This is a genomic window from Enterococcus sp. AZ035 (genome assembly GCF_050548325.1).
GTDB classification, from domain to species: domain Bacteria; phylum Bacillota; class Bacilli; order Lactobacillales; family Enterococcaceae; genus Enterococcus; species Enterococcus faecalis.
In genome coordinates, this window is sequence record NZ_CP172958.1 from 275,808 (window position 1) to 299,922 (window position 24,115).

The window sequence follows — 24,115 nt, forward strand, 5'->3', positions numbered from 1 at the left end:
GATTGCTTATCGTTCCTTCAACCAGCTATCCAATTGCTCAAATAAAGTGATGACCGAAGGATCTTTGGTTTGTTTTAAAAAATCATGTTCTAAATAGTAAACCGCTTTAAAGGTACTCTCAGGAATGGTCCGTCCGATTTTTTTGCTATAGCGGAACGGCACTTCTTCGTCTGAGCTGCTAGCTGTACTGAAACAAGGTGGAAAAGTTTTTAATGTTTCGTCTGACAGTGCGTAAGCAGACCAGTCCCCGTTTTCTGGTAATCCGTAAAAGTGCGGCAATAGCGCTTGCTGAATACTGTAATGATACAGCAGATAGCGAGAAAGAAAAGGATCATCCCAAACAGGCTTCGTTTGGTCGATAGCAGCTATTTCTTTAGCGGAAATGGCTTGCTTTAATAATTTCCGTGGCTCTTTAATAAATTCTAAATCTGTATAGCCGTAAAAATTGACTAAAAATTGTGGCGTCAAATTTAGTGTTTGTAATTGTTTGGTTAACTGTAACATTAAATAACCGCCAGCGGAACGCCCGCACAAACCAAAGGACTGGTTTTGAATAATCTCTTCGTTTAACAATTGGAAGGTTTCCGTTAGCGTCCTTAAGATGTGATCGATTTTTGTATTTGGAGCCAACAAATAGTCCAGTGCTAAAACGGTATAGCCATTGCTTGTAAACAGCTCCTTCAGTTCTTCTGGTAAATCACTTTTGGTTCCATAAATCATCCCGCCACCGTGTAAATAGACGACATAGTTCGTTGGTTCAGTCGTAGTGGGGTAGATAGTAACTGTTGCGCCATTAGCGAGTGTTTGATTGTTTTTCAAGTGCACGTCTCCTCATCTTTATAATGTATGTGGCAATTTCATAATTTAACAATTGCAAGGGATTGGCTAAGTCAATATCAAGAAGTTGTTCCACTTTGTTTAAACGATAACGAATCGTTTTTGAATGAAGGAACATCGCTTCAGAGGTCTGTTTATAGTTGCGATTATTTTGGAAAAAACTGTACAAGGTTTCAAACAAATCGTAGTTATTTTCGGCTAATTGATAAAGTGCGCGAGGAATTAATTCGTCTAAATTTTCCAATTGGTCTTCGCGGATAAAATTTTTAAATACCCCAATATCGGCTAAGGTGACAATTGGTCCGTTATAAAAAGTTTCATTAAAGCGCAGAATGTCCAGACATTCAATCAGTAGCTCTTTAATCCCTTCTCGTGATTTTAAACTGCTGACGGCAACGGTAAGCGTGTCGTTTTCTTCTAAAAGTTCAGCTAATAAACGACTTAATTGCAGCTTTGTAATTTTTCCATCACTTTCATTGAAGTTAAAAAGGACCGCCGAATAATTTAGCTGATCAAAGAAGATGGATTTCACACGCAGGGTACGAAGTAAGGCAATAATTCGTTCTTTCATGAGTTGTGTATTGGTGTCTTTGGTAGAAAAAGCAATCGCTTGGTAAGAATCTAGCTCTTGCATTTGCACTTCACGAAGCAAACTGTTTAGCTCGTCAGGATTTTGCGGTGTATTTTGTAAAATAGCATCCGCTAAGTTGTTCAAACGAGTATACCGTTCTTTTTTTAACAAATTTTCGGTATTGAATTTTTCTTGTAAGACATCAATCGCATTTTCGATAATCACTAAATCCGTTTCTTTAACCTTTTCATCTTGTAAATAAACCAGAAGTAAACAATTAGTGGAATAACTATTGAAAATAGAAACTTCTAGTGCCAACTGTTTTTTGGGGTTGGCATGAGAGTAAAGTGTTAAAAGAGAGTAATCGTTTTTAGTGAATTCACTGTTTTTTAGTTTTTCTCTTGAGAGCACAATCGCATCATGGGGTAAGTCGCCATCGCTAATTTCCAGATGTTTATCCAACATTTTTAAAGCGAAGGGTAATTTAATGATGTCATAAAATTCTTGCATAATCGTCTCAACCGTTGGGTAGTGGCGCTCTAATTTGGTGAAACGTTGGCGCACATCGTAATACGTACGTAAGACATGCGACTGATAATTCAACAAAGGCTCGTAAATCGTAAATAGAATTTTTTCATAGCTAATGTCTTGTGTGATTTTAATTAAAGGAATTTCATAATTGAAACATAATTCGATAAACCACTCTGGAATCATTTTAATGAATCGATCTGTTTTCAAAATTAAGCCGCTGATGCCAATTCGGCGCATCTTTACGAAAAAATTTTCCAACTCTTTTTCGGGTAGATCATGCAATGCGTAGAAAGAAGTCAAAATTAACTGATTCTTTCTACTCCAGTTCTCAATGTCAATCGCTTCTAAGACCATTGCCGAGTCAACTTCATTGTCTAAACCAATCTCTTTCGTCAAAATTTTACCTTTTTTTAAGTCACCTATCGATAATAACTCTCTTAATTTCATCATTTTCTCCTTTTTTCCTCTTATGGATAAAAATTATACCATTTTTTTAGAATTATGTCCGATGAAAACACTTTCTCGTTTCGATACAATAGCATTGTAAGGAATAGATAGGAGGATGAACAATGTTACACACAGTAATTTTGAAAAACAATTACCAAGACTCCATCAACTTAATGTTATTGACCAATAAAATCAATGCATTAGATGGTGTAACCATGAGTCAAATCATGATGGGAACAGATGCCAACAAAGACATCCTTAACAACACGAACTTGTTAACGGATGAGGCCAATAGTGCATCTGCAAACGACATGATGATTGTGGTTGACAGTGAAAAAGAAAACATCATGGAAGAAGTTATGCCAGCGATTGATGAATTCTTAGATGATTTATCAGCAAAGGGAACTAGTGAAGAAGCACAAGCAGCAACTTCTTGGTCAGAAGCGTTTGATCTTTTACCAGAGGCGAATGTAGCGCTATTCAGTATTCCTGGTGAATATGGTGCGCCAGAAATGGAACGTGCCTTAAAAAATGATTTACACGTGTTCTCTTTCACGGATAATGTGTCAATTGAAGATGAAGTACGTTTGAAAAAATTAGCGCATGAAAAAGGCTTACTAATGATGGGGCCTGACTGTGGAACTGGTATTATCTCAAGTATTCCAATCGCCTTTACAAATGTTGTTTCTCCAGGAAACATTGGCGTTGTTGGTGCTTCAGGAACAGGGATTCAAGAAGTTACAACGATTATTGACCGCTTAGGTGGCGGAGTTGTTCACGCCATTGGTACTGGTGGTCGTGACCTAAGCGACAAAGTAGGCGCTATCACAGTGAAAGATGCTATTGTGGCCTTAGAAAATCACGAACCAACCGATGTGATTACAGTTATTTCTAAACCACCTGCAAAAGAAGTTCGTGATGAAGTGGTTGAATTATTACAAAGCATTTCAAAACCAGTCGTTGCGATTTTCTTAGGAGAAAAACCAACAAGTCACGAAGGCAAAGTTTATCTAGCTCATACATTAGAAGAAACAGCTAAAATTGCTGTTGATTTAGCAAATGATGTGGCCGTGAAGAAAAATTACTTTGAAGCATTAGCAAAACCAGCTGTACCAACATTACCAGAAGATAAAGTTGTAAAAGGGTTATATTCAGGTGGTACATTAGCTTCTGAAGCAGGTATGTTAATTTCAGAAGCTTTAGATCTTGGCGGTTTAGTGAAAGCAGAAGGTTATGTCTTGAAATCTCACGGTTATGAAGTCATTGACTTAGGCGATGATATGTATACACAAGGTCGTCCGCACCCAATGATTGACCCAGATGTTCGTATCGAAAAAATTCGTGAATACGCACAGGATGAAAAAACGGGGATTATCTTATTCGATGTGGTGTTAGGCTATGGTGCTCATGAAGACATGGTTGGTGCATTGTTACCAGCAATTGAAGAAGCGCGTGCCACAGCCAAAGAAGCAGGACGTGATCTTTACTTTGTTGCAACTGTCTGTGGGACGACGAAAGATCCGCAAAATTACCAATCGTCTGTTGATCGTTTGAAAGAAGGCGGCGTTTTAGTAGCAGAAAGCAATACTAAAGCTGTTCAATTAGCTTTATTACTAAAAGGAATCGAAATTTCAGAAGACGATAAAGAAGTGGTTGCTTACAACGGACCAACTGTCGATGTACCAAAACCAGGCGAAAAAGTAATGGAACTATTAACAACCAAACCAAGAATCATTAACGTTGGGTTGCAAAGCTTTACAGAATCAATCGTTGATTACGGTGGCGAAACTGTTCAATTTAACTGGCGTCCACGTGCTAACGGCAATAAAAAAATGATTAAAATTTTGGATGCTTTGGAAGATTACAGTGAACAAATCGAAGCTGAAAATCACAAAGTAACAGACAAAATTAAAAATGCACAACCATTCTTAGTAGATGTGGTACCTGCGAAATCAGTGATTCCAGAATTAAATGATGACGCACAAAAAACATTACTTCATGCTGGACCACCAATCCAATGGTCTGAAATGACTGGACCAATGAAAGGTGCTTGTATCGGAGCTGCATTATTCGAACGTTGGGCAGACAATGAAGAAGATGCTTTGAAGATTTTTGAAGCTGGCGAAGTACGTTTCATTCCTTGTCACCATGTAAAAGCAGTAGGACCAATGGGCGGTATTACTTCTGGTAATATGCCAGTCTTTGTTGTGGAAAATCGCTTAGAAGGTAACGAAGCATACTGTATCTTGAATGAAGGTATCGGTAAAGTATTGCGTTTTGGTGCTTATTCACAAGAAGTGGTTGATCGTTTAGATTGGATTAAAGATGTTTTAGGACCAACTATTGCGAAAGCCTTGAAACTTTCTGAAGAAGGCTTGAACTTAAACGTATTGATTGCGCGCTCTATTACAATGGGTGACGAGTTCCACCAAAGAAATATTGCCGCATCTTTGAACTTCTTAAAAGAATTGTCTCCATTAATTATCAAAACAGATATTCCAGAAGATCAAAAATACGAAGTAATCAAATTCTTAGCTGACACAGATCAATTCTTCTTAAATGTCATGATGGCAACTGGAAAAGCAATTGTTGATGGTGCCCGTAAAGATACCAACGGAACAATTGTCACAACGATGACTCGTAACGGCGTGAACTTTGGGGTCCGGATTGCAGAAACAGGCGATCAATGGCATACCGCACCAGTAAATACACCAAAAGGTCTTTACTTCACTGGTTTCAGCGAAGAAGACGGAAATCCTGATGTCGGGGATAGTGCAATTACTGAAACAGTAGGTGTTGGAGCAATGGCTATGGTAGCTGCACCTGGCGTAACACGGTTTGTTGGTGCAGGTGGCTTTGAAGATGCGTTAGCAACCTCAAATGAAATGGCAAAAATCTGTGAAGGAAACAACCCAACATTCTCAATTCCAACTTGGGATTTCCAAGGAACTTGTTTAGGAATTGATATCCGTAAAGTGGTGGAATTAGGAATTACACCAATCATCAATACAGGGATTGCACACAAAAATGCCGGTGTTGGTCAAATTGGTGCAGGGACAGTTAGAGCACCTCTAGGCTGTTTTGAAAAAGCCCTAGAAGCGTATGCTGAGAAACTAGGCATTACGGTTGAATAACCAACTAGTCATTAGTGACTACATTTTTCCTATCCACCAATATGGCAAGATGGGAACCATTCACAGTGTTTTTGAACGTTCATTTAATCTGAAAGTCCAGGATCAATTAATCAATGTTGCAAACTTCCATAATTATTTATCAAGCTTTGGTATGTTTTTGCCAGATCAATTGTTTCAAGAAATCTTTCCGTATGTACAACAAGGTAATAAAGTCAAAATCACAGAAAATCAGTTGACCTTTTACAGTACAGTCGGCGTGAAAACGATCCAACTCACACCTGCTGAGGTCGTTTCTTTAAACATTACTCATTTCAAGTTAGAAAAAGACCAATTACGCTTGTTGCGAGACCGCTTATTAGCGAGAAACTTAGAACGTAGAATTGGCCTGCCTTTAGACGAACGAGCGAAGCATATTTTCAAAAAAATGAGCCAAAAACAAAAAGTTTGGACACTATCGGAATGGCAAGAAGTAACGAATTATCTGATTGGTCGGGGCAAAGGGTTAACCCCGAGTGGTGATGACATTTTAGTGGCGTATCAAACAATTCTGTTCATACTTGCTGATGAAAGAGCTGCGGCGTTAGCCGCTACTCTTTCGGCAGCAAATTTATCCACAACAGATGTTAGTAAAGGCTATATTGCAAGCTCGGCTAAAGGATATGTAAATTCATTGTTGTATCAGTTACTCTTGGATTTGGAGAACCATCGGGATAATAGAGTTGACGAAAATATTGACAGAATTATACAAATCGGACATTCCTCTGGTAAAGATATGTCATTTGGAATGTTACTAGCTTTACAATCTGTAGAGTTAGATGAGAAGTGAGGAGAAGACATGGAGAATAGTAAAAAAAATCAAGCAGTGCAAGTGAGCAATAGTTACTGGATTAAAGTCGTAGCCATTTTCTTCGTAGGCTGGATTTTAATGTACGCAACACGAACTATTTTTAATCCAGTGATGGGGGTCATTGGAGAACAATTTGGTCTAAGTAACACACAACTTGGTTTAGCCAATAGTATCTTCTTTCTAACCTATGCTGTTGCACAGATTCCTTTTGGGATGATTGGCGATAAAATTGGGCGGAAATTAGTCATTGCTGTTGGGTTTATCGTTCTTGCTATTTCTACTTATTTTAGTGGATTAGCGACAACCTTTGTTATGTTTTTAGTCATTCGTGCAATTGCTGGTATTGGTCAAGGAGCTTACTATGGCCCGCAATATGCGCTATCGACAGAAGCGATTCCAGCAAGTAAACGGACCATCGGTAATGCCATCATCAATAGTGGGATGGCCTTCGGTACATCAGGTGGGTACTTACTTTCAAGTAAGTTGGTTTTAGAAAATGGTGAACATTGGAGCAAACCATTCTTTATCATGGCGATTCCAACGTTTATCGTAGGAATTCTTTTCTATACAATTTTGAAAGAAAAAGTGATTCGTCCTGGTGAAGAAGCTGCACGAGCAGCTGCTGAAGAAGGACCGCAAGAAAAGATCTCATTAAAAGAAATTTTCTCAAATCGTAATTTATTAGCCGCATTTATTTTATGTTTCACAAGTATTTATGCAAACTTTGTCATTATTACTTGGTTGCCACAATTTTTAATTGCTGAACGTGGCTTTACAGGAGCGAGCGTTGGTTTCATTTCATCACTTGTACCATGGGCCTCTATTCCAGGCGCCTTAATCTTCGCTCGTTTGAATGATAAAACAGGTGCGACGAAAAAATTAGTCTTTACATTAGTACCTTTAGCAATCCTATCTGTCTTTGCGATTGCTTTTGTAACAAATCGGACATTGTTAATTTCTGTTTTAATTCTTTATGGGTTAACAGGGAAATTAGCGTTAGATCCAATTATGGTGACTTTTGTTACCAAACATGCACCAAAAGCGGCCTTAGGAACAACGTTAAGTGCCTATAATTTTATCGGGATGTCAGGGTCAATCCTAGCACCGTATGTCACAGGATATTTAGCAGATACAGCAGGCTCAATGCAAGTTGGCTTCTATCTTTCTTGTGTACTATTAGTTATTGGTTTACTAGCTTTTGCTTTCTTAGCTAAAGATGAGAGTAAACCGAAATTAGGTTAATTATCCCTTCGATAATGACTGAAACAATCAAAATGAGCAAGACAAAATCTTTCATTTCGTAAACAAATTATTTCTTATCCGTCGATACTGAAAAGATTTTGTCTTTGCTTTACTAAAAAGGAGCGAATCAATCAATGAGTTTAAACGTAATTGCCCTAGGTGGGAATGCTATTTTAGATACGGATCCAACAGATGAAGGCCAAAAAGCCGTCGTTAATCACGCGGCCAAATATATTGCAGAATTTGTTGCTAAAGGGGAACAAGTCATTGTCTGTCACGGAAACGGACCACAAGTAGGGAATTTGCTTTTACAACAAAAAGCAGGCGAAAGTGAAAAAAATCCAGCGTTGAAATTGGATACTTGTGTTGCGATGACACAAGGAAGCATCGGTTACTGGTTACAAAATGCTTTAACTAATGAGTTTGAAAAACGTAACATTGCTAAACCAGTTATCTCTGTAGTTACGCAAGTACGTGTGGACAAAGAAGATCCTTCGTTTAAAAAACCATCCAAACCAATTGGTCCATTCTATACAAAAGAAGAAGCTGACGCAGAAGCAGCCAAAGATGGCTCTACGTATGTGGAAGATGCTGGCCGTGGCTACCGAAAAGTTGTTCCATCACCAATGCCTAAAGAAATTGTTGAAAAAGAGGCGGTTCGTGCTTTAGTAGAGGCGGACGTTTTAACTATCTGTTCTGGTGGCGGGGGCATTCCGGTCGTAGCAGAAGACGGACAATACGTAGGTGTGGAAGCGGTTAACGACAAAGATTTCTCTGCACGTGTTTTAGCTGAAAACGTTGATGCAGACCGTTTGATTATTTTGACAGGCGTTGATAACATCTACATTAATTACAATCAACCAGATCAAAAAGCATTAGAACAAATCAGTGTAGCCGAAGCAGAAGAATACATTAAAGAAGGTCACTTTGCTGCTGGTAGTATGCTACCAAAAATCGAAGCTGCCTTAGACTTCGTAAAAGGTGATGACAAACGGAAAGCAATCATTACTTCTATCGAAAACTTAGAAAACATCGATAAAGAAGCAGGAACTGTGATCAGTCAAAAGGGGTAGTTTACCATGAAAAAACCGTCCATGATCACCCAAATTGCAATTGCTGTTGTCGTAGGAATCCTCGTAGGACTCTTGATTCCTGCTAGCGGCAATTACTTGAAAATAGTTGGAGATGTCTTTTTGCGACTGATGCAAATGGCTATTCCTATCTTGATCTTAGGGCAAATTGTCCAAGCAGTTGGCAGTATTAATCCAAAAGAATTAACGAGCCTTGGGGGTAGAACAATCGCTGTTTTCGGGATTTCCTCCTTAGCTGCCGCTTTATGGGGCGTCCTAATGGCAGTCATTTTTAATCCAGGATACGGTGTTAAAATGACTGGCTTCCAAGATGCTTCTATTAAAGCGCAAGAAATCTCAATCACTGATACGATTTTAAATTTCGTTCCGAAAAATATTTTTGATTCACTGACTCAAGGATCGATTATTCAAATTATTGTCTTTGCATTATTTTTTGGTTTAGCACTGAATAAATACTTACAAAGCCATCCAGAGACACAACTCTTCCAAATAATTGTGGACTTTAATGAAGTTATCATTACAGTCATTCGATACGTCATGTATCTAGCACCTCTGGGGATTTTTGCTTTAATTGCTTCAACAATTAGTCACTTAGGCCTTCAAATTATTTTACCGTTAGTGAAGTATCTATTGGTCTATGGATTAGGAACTATTTTATTTTTGGGCATCTGGATTTTGGTTATCACATTGTACTGTAAAGTAAGTCCACTACGTTTAATTACAAACATGAAAAATATGTCTGTGATGGCCTTGGCGACAACTTCTTCAGCAATTACTTTACCAGTAGCTTTGGAAGAAACAGAAGCAAAATTAGGTTTAAGTAAGCGAATTACTAACTTAGTGTTGCCGTTAGGTATGTCATTAAACAGTAACGGTTCAGCGATGCATATGGCTTTTACTGTAATGACTATCGCTCAGATGTATCAGCTAGAGTTTGATATTACGAAAATGATTTACTTAGCAATTACAGCAACGTTTGTCTCACTAGCAAACGCAGTTGTTCCCGGTGCGGGCTTAGTCTCACTGGCAGTGATTGTTCCGCAAATGGGTTTACCCATTGAGAGTATTGCAATTTTTGCAGGCGTCGAATGGTTTGTTGGCATGTTACGAACAATTTTAAATGTCAATTCAGATGTTTACTCTGCTATTCTAGTTGCAAAATCAGTGGATGAAATTGACTATACTGTCTTTAACAGTAGCAATAAGTAGTGAAAAAAGGGGAGGAAATGCAAGGACGAAGAAGAAAATCACTTGTTTTCTTTCCCTTTTTTAAGATTAATGATAAAGGAGCAAGCGCAATGGAAGAAATGGTTGTCGTTACACCGGAAAAATTAGAAAAGCTGATGAAACAAAAATTAGAAGCTGCTGGTTTACATTCTGAACATGCCGAAGAAGTTGCTCGACATTTAACTTTTGCAGATGCTAGCGGTATTCATTCACACGGGGCGGTTCGTATGGATTATTATGCGGAACGGATTGCAAAAGGCGGGATCACGATTGACCCCGAATTATCATTTGAAAAAACTGGACCGTCCACTGCCATTTTTCATGGCGATAATGGCGTGGGTCAATTTGTTTGTAACGAAGCATTAGCTGCTGCAGTTGACCTAGCCAAAGAATCAGGGTTAGCATATGTTGGCGTTTCTCAAACGAGTCATAGCGGGACGTTATCGTATTATGTTAAAAAAGCAGCGGAACAAGGCATGGTTGCTCTTTCGATGTGTCAATCTGATCCAATGGTGGTACCGTTTGGTGGTACAAGCAATTATTTTGGGACAAATCCAATCGCTTTTGCAGCACCTAGAGCAGGTCATGAACCAGTCGTGTTTGATATGGCTACGACAGTACAGGCGTGGGGGAAAATTTTAGATGCACGTTCAAGAGATGTTGAAATTCCCGACACATGGGCAGTAGACGAAAAAGGCCAGCCAACGACTGATCCTTATGAAGTACGAGGTTTATTGCCGATTTCAGGACCAAAAGGATATGGACTAATGATGATGGTCGATGTCTTAGCTGGTTCGTTGTTAGGCTTACCTTTTGGCAAACATGTCAGCTCCATGTATGCGGATTTAACGGAGAAACGGAATCTGGGTCAGATGTTTTTAGTCATTGATCCAAGCCGCTTTACAGATTCTGAACGATTTAAAGAAAATATTAATCAAATGGTGGAAGAACTTCATTGTGTGCCTACAGCAGAAGGGTTTCAACAAGTTTACTATCCAGGAGAAATTGGTCAGCTAAACTATCAAAAAGCCATGTCAGAAGGCATTGAAATTCCACAAAGTATTTATGATTATTTAGTTAGTGAGATTGTACATTACGATAAATATGGCGGGCAAGGTGCCTTTGCCAAATAATGAGGAGCGCAGAGAGTATTCGCTACTGCGTTGCTCTCGCCTTCTTTCTATTGGAGGAAAGTAAGATGAAAAAATCGTCAAAAGTAGCACTTATTTTTGCATTCTTAGTTAGTATTTTTGTGCCAGTTGCGGCCTTTGCTGATGAGATTGGGGATGTAGTTGCCCCGACAGGAATCATGGCATTAGTTGTGATTATTCCATTGATTGTTGTTTTGGTTCTATTGTTTATGAAAGTCGATATGATTATCGCTGGTTTAATTGGTGGCGTCTTAGCGATGCTGATTGGTGGTATTGGACTAGAAGAAGCGAATAAACAGATGTTGGAAGCTATCCCGATGATGTTAGGAATTACCGTTCCCATCATTAATTCAGCTGTTGCGATGGCGGTCTTTAAAGCAGGTAGTTATTCAGCTGCATTAACTTTAGCCAAACGAGGCACAAAAGGAAAAGTCGAGTATGTTTCAGCTTTTATTGTTATCTTATTAGCCGCAGCCACATATATGTCAGGAATTGGTGGCGGAAGTGCGATGGTTATTGCGCCATTGGCCTTTGCTGCAGTTGGCGTTGTTCCTGAATTAATTGCAGCAATGTCTTTAGCTGCTGCGGTATCATTTACAACATCACCCGCTTCATTAGAATCAAGTATTGTTTCAAAATTAGGCGATATCAGTGTCGGTTCATATGTTTCAACCATGCGACCTTACTGGTTATTCTTCGTAGCATTAGCGATTGTGTTAGCCTTTTGGGGAACGAAACATAGAAATGTTGGCTTTAAAGAGTCGGCAGATGATGAATTTGATAAAAAGAGCAATGGTGAACTATTTAAAATTACCTTGCCAGCCATTTTCTTATTGTTTGCTGTAATTTTTGGACCAATTGTGAATGATTTAATTGGTTTTGCCTTCTTTACGCCACTTGTATACATGATTTTAACATTAGTTTTAATTTTCTTATGTACAGATTTCTCAATGAACAAATCTGTCGAAGCGATGGTAGATGGGTCTACATATATTTTGACTCGTTTATTCCAAGTAGGGATTTTCTTAGCCTTTATTAATGTTATTGCACAAACAGGAACGTTTGCTGTAATCGCAGGTGTTGCTGAAAATGCACCAGCCTTTATTGTCGTGCCAGTTGCCATTTTAACAGGGATTTTAATTGGGATTCCAGCTGGGGCCTACGTAGGTTCTGTTTTAACTTTAGTGCTACCAGTTGCTGTATCGTTGAACTTCCCGCCGTTAGCATTAGGTTTTGTAGCAATGGGTGTTGGTTTAGGTAGTCAAATGAGTTTCGTTAATATTACTATGCAAGCTTTATCTTCAGGCTTCCAAATTCCAATTTTGGATGTTGTTAAAGGAAACGTGAAATGGTTAAGTATTGCCTCTGTACTATTATTAGTTATCGGTTTAATCTTTGGATAAAAAACAATTTAGGGAGTGGAAAACATGGATTTATTAATTAAACAAGTTCGTCTTCAAGACGGTGAAGCATTACAAGATGTAGCTATTAAAGAAGGTAAAATCATTGAAATCGCCCCAGTTATTACTGGCGATGCCAAAGAAGTCATCGAAGCAGATGGTCGTGTTTTAATCCCAGGTTTTGTAGAAAGCCATTTACATTTGGACAAGGCATTAATCGCTGATCGTAAACCAAATAAATCAGGTACGTTGAAAGAAGCAATTGAAGTAACCGCAGAATTAAAACCAACATTTACCGAAGAAGACATTTACGACCGTGCCAAACGTGCTTTAGAAATGTTAATCGTTCATGGGACCACGGCGTTAAGAACGCATGCAGAATTTGACCCAGCGCAAGGTTTTACTGGCTTCAAAACAATTATGCGTTTGAAAGAAGAATACAAAGAGTTAATTGACATGCAAGTAGTTGCGTTTCCGCAAGAAGGAATTTTTAAAGCCCCTGGAACAGAACAAATGATGTATGAAGTAATGGATATGGGCGCAGACGTTGTCGGCGGTATTCCTTATAATGATGCACCAGCGAAAGAACATATTGATTTAGTGTTTGAAATTGCTAAAAAATATGATAAAGATGTAGATTTACACCAAGATTTTGCCGATGAAGCTGATGATATGAGTATTGAATATTTATGTGAAAAAACCATCGCTGAAGGCTACCAAGGCCGTGTTTCAGTGGGCCACTTAACGGCATTGCATGCCTTACCTGAAGCAGAATTGGCGCCTATTATTGCAAAAATGGCGGAAGCAAATATTAGCGTGATGGCTTTACCAGCAACGGATTTACATTTAGGGGCTCGTGGTGATCAGTACAATGTTCGACGTGCGGTTACGCCAATCCGTAAATTACGCGATGGTGGCGTGAATGTCTGTATTGCTACGAATAATATTCGCAATGCTTTTACACCATATGGCACAGGGGATATTGTTCAAACAGCGATGTTAGCCATTCCTGTTGGGCACCTAGGTGGAGCGGATGACTTAAAAACAGTGCTACCAATGGTAACAACAAGTCCTGCTCGTGCGATGGGACTAGAAGGATACGGTGTCGCAGTTGGGAATAAAGCAGATTTAGTCTTATTAGACACAAAAGTGGTTGAACATGCGATTATTGATATTCCAGAACGGTTATATGTTATTAAAAACGGCCGTGTTACAGTCAAGACAGACAAAAAAGTCGAAATCATTCGTTAAGAAAAAAAACAAAAAGCTCAAAATGTTAGTTGTCAAAACTAACATTTTGAGCTTTTTTTGATAAAGGTAAAGCTAGGAAGGTGAAAATATGATTAATTTATCCTGTTTTAGCTATGATTCTCTATTGAAAAGTTTATTTTCAGTTTATTTTTGGTCGATTTTCCTTGATATATATAGAATCTTCAGGAAATGCTCCTATCTGTTTAAAATTCGGAATTTCAGAAATTATTCTTTTTTGCTAAACTAGTTATAACTGGTTAGTAAAAAGAAGTATTGGACGAATAGCGCTGAAACAAGTGAATGATCCAAAGTATAAAGAAAAATGAAACCGATACCACAAGACAAGACTGTTGCTGAAAATGGTAAGTGATCATTCTGCTAAGTTTAGTGTCTTAATGTTTAGTTAACTAAGAATTGTTGGATTGTTCTTTAGAAAGAAGGGACAATATGAAGCGAAGTAAATGGAAAGAATTGATAGTAACGGGCATCTGCCATATATTAGTATTCCCCATACTAATACAGACAACTGTTTTTGCAGAAACATTACCAAGTACAAAACAAGTAAGAGAAGGAACCAATCATTCATTAACAGCAGAAAAAGCCGAAAGTGAACAACCACAGACAAAGGATAAACTACATGATGAAGAACCACTAGCATTGTCAAAAAGTGAGTTAATCGATAATGAGGCTAATGTTACAAGTCAAACGATTAGAGAAAGAATTGAGACGCCTAACCTAACTTATCGTTATGGATTTATTAATGAAGAGGGGCAGCCAGTAAACGCCAATGAGATCCTTCTACAGTATCATAGTTGGCAAGGCAATTCCCCAAATGGCATAAATGTGTGGGAAGGTGAAAGTCAACCAGTGACAGCATCTACAGTGGCTAATTTAAAAGAAGTGGTAATTCCAAGTGAGAAAGTAGCCGTCTATTCCGACATGTCAACGGTGCTTGCAGCGAGTAATCAAACATTTTTTTTACCAAGATATTATACTTCTTTAAGCTTATACAATAAGAAAGGGGAAATTGATCCCGATTATCCGCTGCCAACTATTTCCGACGCATCAGGAAACCAATATCCAACAACAATTTCGCAATTTGAATTGGAAAAAATGTCTGCACAACAATATAGTCAGAAAACAGGAGTAACGTTTAACATTAGCGAGAGCCAAAAACTAATCGTTCCTTTGTACAACCAAGTGAAGGTTGATTCATCGAATCAATCTGGGCTATTGAATTACTTTAAATTTTCAGGGCCGGTTTATTATCATGTTACCAATCGCAAAGTGACAGAACATTTTGTGGATACTCAAGGGAAACCAATCCCTCCACCACCGGGGTTTAGACAAGGAAAGCAAACACTTATTGAGCGTGACCCTTACACCTTTAAACAGAAAGATCTTTTGCCAAGTAGCTATGAAATTGACTCAAAAACGTATCAATTTCAAGGATGGTATAAAGGGAAAACGAAACCTGAAAATTTAGAAAAAAGCGTAACGCCCAGTTATGATATTACCTATGACGACAATGATGATTTAACTGTTGTCTATAAGGAGATACCTCAAAAAAATTATACATTTGAGGATGTCAATGGTGTTGAAATTGCACCACCATCTGATTTTATTCAGGATCACCAACAACCAATAACTACGGATGGCTTTCGCTATTTAGCTGGAAAAAAACTGCCACAACAATACAGCGTTAACGGTAAAACTTATTTATATCAAGGTTGGTATCAAGATAAAACAAAACAAGAGAGCTTAGAAAAAACGAAGCGACCCATAAACTCCCCTGTTTTTAATGAAATGAACGCTATTACAGCAGTGTATAAGGAAATAACTGCAAAAGCTGAAATGCAAATAGAAGGACTAGTCAAAGTCATGCCAAGTGGTTATATACAAATTTGGCAGATTATGCTTACAAATGTGGGAGAAGTACCGTTAAAAAAAATAAACTTAAAGCCAGCAAGTGGTTGGTCACCAGGTCTAGCTCGGCCAATCCAAGTCACGATTCGTGTTGGATCTGAACCAAACAAAATTGTTCCTATTACTGATGAAAATTGGCGAGTTGGCATTGCTTTAAATACGGAAGTGCCTATTGGTCAGACAGCAACTATTATGATGACAACAATTGCTACAGGTGAACCAGATCAAGTGTTACAAGCGGCTGTTGAAATGAATGGAAATTTTTCTGCTGTTCACGCAGCTGATACTGTCAGAATCCAACCTAAAAATCAAGAAATTGTGGCACCAGATGAGGAAGGTTTTATCAGCACACCAACTTTTGATTTTGGCAAAGTCGCCATTTCTAGCAACACGCAGCAACATGGTTTAAAGCAGGCAGCAGATTATTATGAAAATGGTCAGGAAAATCCATATTTACGTTTGAAAAAATCACAACCCAATTGGGCACTAACTGCAGAACTATCCCCCTTTGAAGGAAGAGTGGATCAACTATCATCAATGACAAAGTTATTGTTAGGAACAACCAATGTTTCAGGTTTTATTCAGTACAATCAACCAACGGAAACTAAAGTTGCTCTTGGCAAAACAACCGCTATTCAATTAGTTGCCAACGGTGTAGCTAGCCATATTGTTGCCAATGGTCAGTTTGACGAAAGTGATGTTTATCAATTTGATTTTTCTTTTGATCAAATCAAATTAGAAATTCCAGCAAATCAAGGTAGAAAAGATCAAGCTTATCAAGCAATGGTGACTTGGAATTTAGTGACAGGCCCATAAGTCCATAAAAAATAAGTTGAATAGTTTGATCAAAAACATTGCATAGAAATAATAAAAGGCGGCTCAACGAAGCGGCCTTTTTCTTGGTTCATTACCAAAATATAACGAATTTTGTAACAAAAACGTTTGCTAAAAAGAAGGAAAAATGATTAATTTTACGAAAAAAAGCATATATCGACAAAAAAGAAGCAAAATTTGAATAAAAAAAGAAAAAATATGAAAAAAAATCGAAGAATTGTTTAACAATTGAAAACACGTGAAAACCAGTCATGACAAGGTGTAAAAGCCTTACAAAAGGTAAGTTTACCTATTATGGAGAAAGAAGGAGTGATCTGAAATGTTTTTGTAACATTTCTATTGCTTAATTGAAATATGGGTGTGGTAGAATGTTTTTGTCGTAAGAAAAGATTAAGATATTTTAAATAAACTTTAGAAATTAATTCGGAGGAATGACAAGTGAAGAAACGTCTATTTGCATCAGTATTACTATGTTCATTAACGCTATCAGCAATTGCTACCCCAAGCATCGCTTTGGCGGACAATGTTGATAAAAAAATTGAAGAAAAAAATCAAGAAATTTCATCATTAAAAGCAAAACAAGGGGATTTAGCTTCACAAGTATCTTCTTTAGAAGCAGAAGTATCTTCAGTATTTGATGAAAGCATGGCTTTACGTGAACAAAAGCAAACACTAAAAGCAAAATCAGAACAATTACAACAAGAAATTACAAACTTGAATCAACGTATTGAAAAACGTAACGAAGCAATCAAAAATCAAGCACGTGATGTTCAAGTTAATGGACAAAGCACAACAATGCTAGATGCAGTTTTAGATGCGGACTCAGTTGCAGATGCAATCAGCCGTGTTCAAGCTGTTTCAACAATCGTAAGTGCCAACAACGACTTAATGCAACAACAAAAAGAAGATAAACAAGCCGTTGTTGATAAAAAAGCTGAAAACGAGAAAAAAATGAAACAACTTGAAGCAACAGAAGCTGAATTAGAAACAAAACGTCAAGATTTACTTTCTAAACAATCTGAATTAAACGTAATGAAAGCTTCATTAGCATTAGAACAATCATCAGCTGAAAGTTCTAAAGCTGGCTTAGAAAAACAAAAAGCAGCTGCTGAAGCAGAGCAAGCACGCTTAGCTGCTGAACAAAAAGCTGCAGCTGAAAAAGCTAAACAAGCTGCTGCAAAACCAGTTCAAGCTAAAGCTGAAGTAAAAGCAGAAGCACCAGTTGCCTCTTCTTCAACAACAGAAGCGCAAGCACCAGCAAGCTCAAGCTCAGCAACTGAATCAAGCACGCAACAAACAACTGAAACAACTACACCAAGTACAGATAATAGTGCAACAGAAAATACTGGCTCTTCTTCATCAGAACAACCAGTACAACCTACAACACCAAGTGATAATGGAAATAATGGTGGCCAAACTGGTGGTGGAACAGTTACACCAACACCAGAACCAACACCAGCACCAGAACCAACACCAGCGCCTTCTGCTGATCCAACAATCAATGCATTGAACGTTCTACGTCAATCATTAGGTTTACGTCCAGTAGTATGGGATGCAGGTTTGGCAGCTTCTGCAACTGCTCGTGCAGCACAAGTTGAAGCAGGTGGCATTCCAAATGATCACTGGTCTCGTGGAGATGAAGTTATCGCAATTATGTGGGCGCCAGGTAACTCAGTAATCATGGCGTGGTACAATGAAACAAACATGGTAACAGCTTCAGGAAGCGGTCACCGTGATTGGGAAATTAACCCAGGTATTACGCGTGTCGGTTTTGGTTACTCAGGTAGCACAATCGTAGGACACTCAGCCTAATCAGCAATGATAAAAATAGACGTAAGCAGCTTCTGAAAAGAAGCTGCTTTTTTCATTACTATTTCATCCGTCTCCGTTGACAAATTTGCTAAACGTGGTATTCTAATTATAATCTAATAATTTCCGTTGAATAGGAAAGTAAGTACAAGACAGCTGGTAGAGAGACTTTGGTTGGTGAAAAAAGTTAGATGTCTGTATCGAAAAATGGCCTAGGAGGAATTTTTGTCGAAACGTAGGCAAAAACGTAATGTCTTTCGTTAACAAGACCGCTGATTATGATTGTCAGTTGAAGGGAAAGAGTCATCTTTCCGAAAAAAGGTGGTACCGCGATAATAATCGCCCTTTTACTAGTTACGGCTAGTAAAAGGGCGTTTTTTTATAAATAAAAATAGGAAAGAGTGAGGCAAATGAGTAGTCAGATTCCTTTTACAGTTGATCATGTGGGAAGTTTTTTACGTCCGGAAACAATTAAGAAAGCACGGAAAAAGGTCCAAGCAGGTGCTTTATCTCAAGCAGAGCTACGTCTTATTGAAGATGAGGAAATCAAAGCATTAGTAGCAAAACAAAAAGCTGGCGGCTTACGGGGAATCACAGATGGTGAATTTCGTCGCGGTTTTTGGCATATTGATTTCTTAGAAGGATTAAATGGTGTGACAGGCTATATCCCAGAAACGGGGTATAACCAAACCTTTCATGGAAAAGCAGCTCCGGCCTATAATATCCGCGTAGTGGATAAAATATCTTTTCCTACGCAACATCCATTTTTAGAGGACTTTTCATTTTTAAAAGAGGTGGTGGAAGTTGGTGATGGCACGGTAGCCAAAGCAACGATCCCTAGTCCGACCATGATTTTACGTCAAGAAATTTTATCTAACGATGGCACCTCGCGCATTCAAACAATTTATCCAGAGATTGGTGCTTTTTATAAGGATTTAGCACAAACATATAAAGACGCAATTGCGGCCTTTTACGAGAGAGGTTGCCGTTATTTGCAATTTGATGATACAAATTGGGCGTTTCTAGCGGATCAGACAAAACAAGAAGAATTACGAGCAAAAGGAATACAGCCAGAGGAAATTGCACAAGTGTGCACCACGATTATTAATGAAGCCTTAGCTGGCAAGCCAGAAGATTTAACGGTAACCACACACATTTGCCGTGGGAACCATGCTTCGTCTTGGTTATTTTCAGGTGGTTATGAACCGATAGCAAAAGAATTATTTGCTACGAATTATGATGGTTTCTTCTTGGAATATGACTCAGATCGTGCAGGGGACTTTTCACCATTAAGACATTGGCAAAATAATGGCAGCAAAGTCGTTTTAGGTTTAGTTACTTCTAAGTTTCCTGAATTAGAAGAGACTGAACAAGTGAAAGCACGAATTGAAGAAGCCCAACAGTTTGTTCCTTTAGAAAACTTAAGTATTAGTCCGCAATGCGGTTTTGCTTCAACGGAAGAAGGAAATCGTTTGACGGAGAAAGAACAATGGCGCAAAGTTCAATTACTTCAAGAAATTGCTAGAGAAGTATGGTAAAAAAACTGGGACATAAGTCTAAACGGCTTATGTCCCAGTTTTTTCATTGTATTATTTTAAATATTGATCTTTAGTAAAATTCGTGTGTTCATACTCGCCGTTGTCACCATAAAAGCGGTTATAGCGTTGTTTGAATTTGCGGAATAAATAAATGACTGTCACTTTAACTAGGCAATACATTGGAATCCCAAAAATAACGCCCATTAAACCAAACAGTTCACCCATAACTAACAAGACAAGTAAAATAGTAATCGGATGGACTTTTAATTTATCGCCCATCACACGAGGAATAACAAAATCACCATGAATCAATTGGATGGCAAACCAGACGATAACGAATTTTACTACCATAAATGTGGAATCCTGAAAGGCAATAATCAATCCTGGAATAAAGGCAATAAATGGCCCGATATAAGGAATAATACATAAAATACCCGCAGCTAAAGCTAAAATGCTACCAAATTGTAAACCAATTAATAGAAAAGCTGGCCAATACATAATCCCTAAAACCAACGAAGCAATGACTTGACCTTTTAGATAATCGCCAATTTGAATGTTGGCAATTTGGCTATATTCGTCAAAATCAGGACGAAAAGCTGGGGGAATGATGCCTTTTACAAAGCGATAAAACTTTTCTTTGTCTTTTAAAAGGAAAAAGGCGATGATAGGTCCTGTAAACAAGGTTAGGAAAGTAGAAGAGACTGCAGAAAAGACGCTTCCCAGACCTTGTGCGCCTGTTTGTAGGTAATCCCCTGCAAAGTCTTTAAAGGAGTTTGCAAGTTTGCCCCAGAGCTGATTAATCGACTCATTAGCAGATTCTAAATCTTTTGCAAAAGGTGTTTTAGCCATAAATTCTTGTACTGTTTGGAGCGTGCTTTTCCAAAAACTTGGGAATTGTTTGATTAATTCTTCCGTTTGGTCTTGGATAATTGGGAAAAGTTGCAGTCCAGCTAACACTAGTAATGCAATAATTAAGACATAGAGAATCGCAATCGCCCAAACACGGGGAATTTTTTTCTCAAGGCGTTTCACCATTGGATTAAGCAAATAAAATAGAATAATACCAAAAAGTACAGGGCCTAAGACGGCACTAAAAATAACAAAAATTGGTTTAAAGATAAATGAAACAGTGTTGAATAAAAAGATAGTTACAGCAATTAGACAAAGGATAGTTAATGTGTAAAGTAAATTTTTCCCACCTAAAAAGCGGATCCACTTGGTACTTTCTTTATCCATAAGTTGCTCCTTTCGTTAAGCTTTATTTCTAAAATGACCAATAATTTCAATGACACCCATGAAAATCAGGATAAATCCAAAGACTTGCATCAAAACTAAGAGACTTTTGAAGGGATTAAAAACTAAAACGGCTCCAGCGATTAAAACCAGAATACTGTAGATAAGCGCGCCTGTTTGACGAGTATTTAAAGCAAAAGTCAATTGAACGAGGCCGTTTATAACAATGCTAATACCTAATAAAAACGGCAGAATCGAAACGATCACTGGTGCAAAAAATAAAAAGGCTACTGCTAAGACGACAAAGATTAAACCTGTTACGAAACCAAGTCCCCAGCTACCCGTTTGTTTTTTTATTTTGTAGTCATCATAAATATTAATTAACCCTAAAAGCATCAAATAACCAGCAATTAAATAACCGACGAACTGGAAGAAAGCACCGGGATTAAAGACAATGGCACTTCCGATAACGATAAAGACGGCGTCGCGCAATAGGGTATGGCGCCGAAAATTTTCTCTAAAAGTTTGGAACATAAAAATCCTCCTCAATGTTATTGTTTCTTTTATTCTAGCGGAAAAAAGAAAAAAGTGCGAGTGGTAGCTCTAAAAAGTGTTGGAAACTGTGTCTTTAGAAAAAATAACATTAAAAATTAAAAAAGTCTTACAAATGAGCGAAAATTGGCATATAATGGAAAGTGAAATTTTATTTTAAGAAGGAGAGATTTGATGGATTTATTACCTTTATTAGGCGTATTGATCGTCATTGTCGGCTTCGCATTGAAATTTGATGCTATCTTGATTGTGATGGTTGCTTTAATAGTGACGGCTTTTACTGGCGGGCTTGGTTTGACATCAATGCTAGAAACACTAGGAACAACCTTTGTGAATAATCGAGGCATGGCTATCTTTATTATTATTATGTTAGCAACAGGAACGTTAGAAAGAAATGGCTTGAAAGAGTCAGCAGCTACGTTGATTAAACGATTCAAAAAGGTATCTGCTGGTGTGATTATTGACATTTATGGTGTCTTTCGGATTATCTTCGCCGCTTTTAACGTAAGTTTCGGTGGGGTAGCAGGTTTTGTGCGTCCGATTATTTTGCCAATGGCGTTAGGAACAATTGAATCAAAAAATTTACCAATGGTGCCAGAGTATGAAGAAGAACTAAAAGGGATGGCTTCAGCCATGGAAAATATCTGTTGGTTCTTTGGTCAAGTTTTGTTTGTTGGTGGGGCTGGGGCATTGCTTGTTCAATCAACATTGAAAGATTTAGGCTATGAAGTGACATTAGGTAAACTGGCTTTAGTGGAAGTACCAGTCGCCTTAGTTGCCTTAATTTCGGCAAGTATTTACTTTACTTTAAAAGAAAAAAGATTACGTAAAAAATATTATGGACAGGAGGGACTGAAATGAGTTTTTTCACAGATCCAAGTATTGATTTGAGTGCAAAGTTATTGGAAGTCCTTTACATTTTTATGGGGATTATCTTGTTATATACGAGTTTTCGTAGTTTTCGTGATAAAACCAATCAACATGCGTATGGGACTAGTTTATTCTGGGGAATTTTAGGAATCTTAATCGGTTTTGGTCGGTTTATTCCACCAGTTGCCTGTGGCGTACTTATTTTTGTGATGACAATTCCGGCAATTCTTCAAAAAGTGACAAAAGGAGAAAGTCGCTTACCTTCGAAAGAATACATGGAAAAAATGTCTCAAAAATTAGGAATGAAGATTTTTATTCCCGCACTAAGTATCGGGGTTTTTGCAATTCTTTTTGCCACATTGACTACTTTAGGAGCTTTAGTCGGTGTCGGTGTTGGTGTCTTTGTAGCGATTTTCATCATGATGTTCTTTTCTAAAAATAATACGCCGAAAGTATTTTTTGATGATGCGGCGGAAATGTTAGAAACAGTCGGTCCTCTTAGTACGTTGCCAATGCTGTTAGCTTGTTTAGGTGCTGTTTTTACTAGCGCTGGTGTTGGTGAGATTATTTCAAAAGGGGTTAGTGCCGTAGTACCAGCAGGAAATGTCAATGTAGGGATTATTATTTATGCTGTGGGAATGGTTATTTTTACGGCTATCATGGGCAATGCCTTTGCAGCAATAACCGTGATGACAGTCGGAATTGGTGTGCCGTTTGTCTTTTCTTTAGGTGCAGATCCCGCATTAGTTGGGATGGTTGCCTTAACATGTGGTTTTTGTGGTACACTGTTAACACCGATGGCTGCGAACTTTAATATCGTACCTGTAGCCATGTTGGAAATGAAAGATAAGTACGGCGTCATTAAAAATCAATTGCCGATTGCACTTTTCATGTTAATTTTCCAAATTGTTTATATGATTCTATTCAAATAAGAAAGGATGATCGAAATGAAAGTTGTCGTTACTGGCTTTGATCCATTTGGAGGAGAAGCAATCAATCCTGCCTTTGAAGCAGTCAAAAAATTACCTGCTGAAATTGCAGGAGCTGAAATTATTAAAGTTGAGGTGCCAACTGTTTTTGGCACTAGTGGTGAAAAAGTGGCTGAAGCAATTGAAACCCATCAACCAGATATGGTGATTTGTGTTGGACAAGCAGGCGGCCGCGAAACAGTCACTGTTGAAAAAGTGGCGATTAATTTAGCGGAAGCGCGTATCCCGGATAATGCAGGACAACAACCAAGCGATGTGCCGTTGGTTGAAGATGGAGCAACAGCCTATTTTACAAATTTACCGATTAAAGCGATGGTAAAAAATTGTCATGACCATCAATTACCTGCAGCGATTTCTTATACAGCAGGAACCTTTGTATGTAATGATATTATGTATCACTTACTACACTTAATTAACACTAAATATCCAACTATTCGTGGCGGATTTATTCATGTTCCGTTCCTACCAGAACAAACAATTGATAAACCAACGTTTGCTTCTATGTCATTAGAAGCAATCACAGATTCTTTGTTCTATATGATTGAAGCAGCAGTAAAAACGCAAGAAGATATTCAACTACAAGGTGGCACAACCCATTAATTAACAGGAGCGTGGAACAAAAATCACTTTGGATT

At 38.1% G+C, this 24,115-nt stretch carries 19 protein-coding genes and 1 other annotated feature; of the genes, 14 read left to right on the forward strand and 5 right to left on the reverse strand.

Features of this window, described 5'->3' with window-relative positions:
- Nucleotides 1–6 precede the first annotated feature (6 nt).
- Both IGL32_RS01435 and IGL32_RS01440 read right to left on the reverse strand, forming a co-directional pair.
- Nucleotides 7–819, reverse strand: coding sequence for an alpha/beta hydrolase (locus IGL32_RS01435; protein WP_002387662.1), 813 nt, complete (start codon nucleotides 817–819; stop codon nucleotides 7–9).
- Entirely contained in the window at nucleotides 794–2,386 is a 1,593-nt protein-coding gene (locus IGL32_RS01440; RefSeq protein ID WP_002355248.1) for a PucR family transcriptional regulator, read from the reverse strand. The genes IGL32_RS01435 and IGL32_RS01440 overlap by 26 nt, the downstream gene beginning before the upstream one ends.
- Nucleotides 2,387–2,508: 122 nt before the next feature.
- Between IGL32_RS01440 and fdrA the strand changes: the two genes are divergently transcribed.
- The 9 genes from fdrA to IGL32_RS01485 all read left to right on the forward strand — a co-directional run bounded on the left by fdrA (nucleotide 2,509) and on the right by IGL32_RS01485 (nucleotide 16,471).
- Entirely contained in the window at nucleotides 2,509–5,520 is a 3,012-nt protein-coding gene (gene fdrA / locus IGL32_RS01445) for a DUF1116 domain-containing protein (RefSeq protein WP_010706747.1), read from the forward strand.
- The gene (locus tag IGL32_RS01450; protein WP_002355250.1) at nucleotides 5,513–6,346 is read left to right on the forward strand and encodes a DUF2877 domain-containing protein; all 834 of its coding nucleotides are present in this window, start codon (nucleotides 5,513–5,515) and stop codon (nucleotides 6,344–6,346) included. Before fdrA ends, IGL32_RS01450 begins: the two co-directional genes overlap by 8 nt.
- A 9-nt stretch (nucleotides 6,347–6,355) precedes the next feature.
- Nucleotides 6,356–7,609: an MFS transporter gene (locus tag IGL32_RS01455; RefSeq protein ID WP_002355251.1), complete on the forward strand. Its 1,254-nt coding sequence runs from the start codon at nucleotides 6,356–6,358 to the stop codon at nucleotides 7,607–7,609.
- 134 nt (nucleotides 7,610–7,743) lie between these two features.
- Nucleotides 7,744–8,682: a carbamate kinase gene (arcC, locus tag IGL32_RS01460; RefSeq protein ID WP_002355252.1), complete on the forward strand. Its 939-nt coding sequence runs from the start codon at nucleotides 7,744–7,746 to the stop codon at nucleotides 8,680–8,682.
- A 6-nt stretch (nucleotides 8,683–8,688) separates the two neighbouring features.
- The gene (locus tag IGL32_RS01465; RefSeq protein WP_002358375.1) at nucleotides 8,689–9,909 is read left to right on the forward strand and encodes a dicarboxylate/amino acid:cation symporter; all 1,221 of its coding nucleotides are present in this window, start codon (nucleotides 8,689–8,691) and stop codon (nucleotides 9,907–9,909) included.
- An 89-nt stretch (nucleotides 9,910–9,998) separates the two neighbouring features.
- The gene (gene allD / locus IGL32_RS01470; RefSeq protein WP_002387891.1) at nucleotides 9,999–11,060 is read left to right on the forward strand and encodes an ureidoglycolate dehydrogenase; all 1,062 of its coding nucleotides are present in this window, start codon (nucleotides 9,999–10,001) and stop codon (nucleotides 11,058–11,060) included.
- Entirely contained in the window at nucleotides 11,060–12,481 is a 1,422-nt protein-coding gene (locus IGL32_RS01475) for a hypothetical protein (protein WP_002385370.1), read from the forward strand. Before allD ends, IGL32_RS01475 begins: the two co-directional genes overlap by 1 nt.
- A 24-nt stretch (nucleotides 12,482–12,505) precedes the next feature.
- Nucleotides 12,506–13,729 carry an amidohydrolase family protein gene (locus tag IGL32_RS01480; protein WP_002387665.1) on the forward strand — a complete coding sequence of 408 codons (1,224 nt, stop codon included), beginning with the start codon at nucleotides 12,506–12,508 and terminating at the stop codon, nucleotides 13,727–13,729.
- 447 nt (nucleotides 13,730–14,176) lie between these two features.
- The gene (locus tag IGL32_RS01485) at nucleotides 14,177–16,471 is read left to right on the forward strand and encodes a WxL domain-containing protein (RefSeq protein WP_025187376.1); all 2,295 of its coding nucleotides are present in this window, start codon (nucleotides 14,177–14,179) and stop codon (nucleotides 16,469–16,471) included.
- Between the two features lie 91 nt (nucleotides 16,472–16,562).
- Here the strand turns inward: IGL32_RS01485 and IGL32_RS01490 are convergent, their stop codons facing one another.
- The gene (locus IGL32_RS01490) at nucleotides 16,563–16,742 is read right to left on the reverse strand and encodes a hypothetical protein (protein WP_002367870.1); all 180 of its coding nucleotides are present in this window, start codon (nucleotides 16,740–16,742) and stop codon (nucleotides 16,563–16,565) included.
- A 185-nt stretch (nucleotides 16,743–16,927) separates the two neighbouring features.
- Between IGL32_RS01490 and IGL32_RS01495 the strand changes: the two genes are divergently transcribed.
- The gene (locus IGL32_RS01495; protein ID WP_002379055.1) at nucleotides 16,928–18,301 is read left to right on the forward strand and encodes a PcsB-like coiled-coil domain-containing protein; all 1,374 of its coding nucleotides are present in this window, start codon (nucleotides 16,928–16,930) and stop codon (nucleotides 18,299–18,301) included.
- Between the two features lie 117 nt (nucleotides 18,302–18,418).
- Nucleotides 18,419–18,648: a binding site (T-box leader), on the forward strand.
- Between the two features lie 60 nt (nucleotides 18,649–18,708).
- Entirely contained in the window at nucleotides 18,709–19,836 is a 1,128-nt protein-coding gene (locus IGL32_RS01500) for a 5-methyltetrahydropteroyltriglutamate--homocysteine S-methyltransferase (protein ID WP_002373195.1), read from the forward strand.
- A gap of 51 nt (nucleotides 19,837–19,887) precedes the next feature.
- On the opposite strand, the gene IGL32_RS01505 is transcribed toward IGL32_RS01500, so the two are convergent.
- Nucleotides 19,888–21,072 (reverse strand): AI-2E family transporter, encoded by a 1,185-nt coding sequence (locus IGL32_RS01505; RefSeq protein ID WP_002355262.1) that lies wholly within the window; start codon nucleotides 21,070–21,072, stop codon nucleotides 19,888–19,890.
- 15 nt (nucleotides 21,073–21,087) lie between these two features.
- Nucleotides 21,088–21,603, reverse strand: coding sequence for an HdeD family acid-resistance protein (locus tag IGL32_RS01510; protein WP_002381189.1), 516 nt, complete (start codon nucleotides 21,601–21,603; stop codon nucleotides 21,088–21,090).
- Between the two features lie 192 nt (nucleotides 21,604–21,795).
- Between IGL32_RS01510 and IGL32_RS01515 the strand changes: the two genes are divergently transcribed.
- From IGL32_RS01515 to pcp, 3 genes are read left to right on the forward strand one after another with little or no spacing between them, the layout of a single operon-like run.
- The gene (locus IGL32_RS01515; RefSeq protein WP_002355265.1) at nucleotides 21,796–22,482 is read left to right on the forward strand and encodes a DUF969 domain-containing protein; all 687 of its coding nucleotides are present in this window, start codon (nucleotides 21,796–21,798) and stop codon (nucleotides 22,480–22,482) included.
- Nucleotides 22,479–23,423 (forward strand): DUF979 domain-containing protein, encoded by a 945-nt coding sequence (locus IGL32_RS01520; RefSeq protein WP_002355267.1) that lies wholly within the window; start codon nucleotides 22,479–22,481, stop codon nucleotides 23,421–23,423. Before IGL32_RS01515 ends, IGL32_RS01520 begins: the two co-directional genes overlap by 4 nt.
- A gap of 15 nt (nucleotides 23,424–23,438) precedes the next feature.
- Complete coding sequence (pcp, locus tag IGL32_RS01525) at nucleotides 23,439–24,080, forward strand: pyroglutamyl-peptidase I (RefSeq protein WP_002379057.1); 642 nt, start codon at nucleotides 23,439–23,441, stop codon at nucleotides 24,078–24,080.
- Nucleotides 24,081–24,115 lie beyond the last annotated feature (35 nt).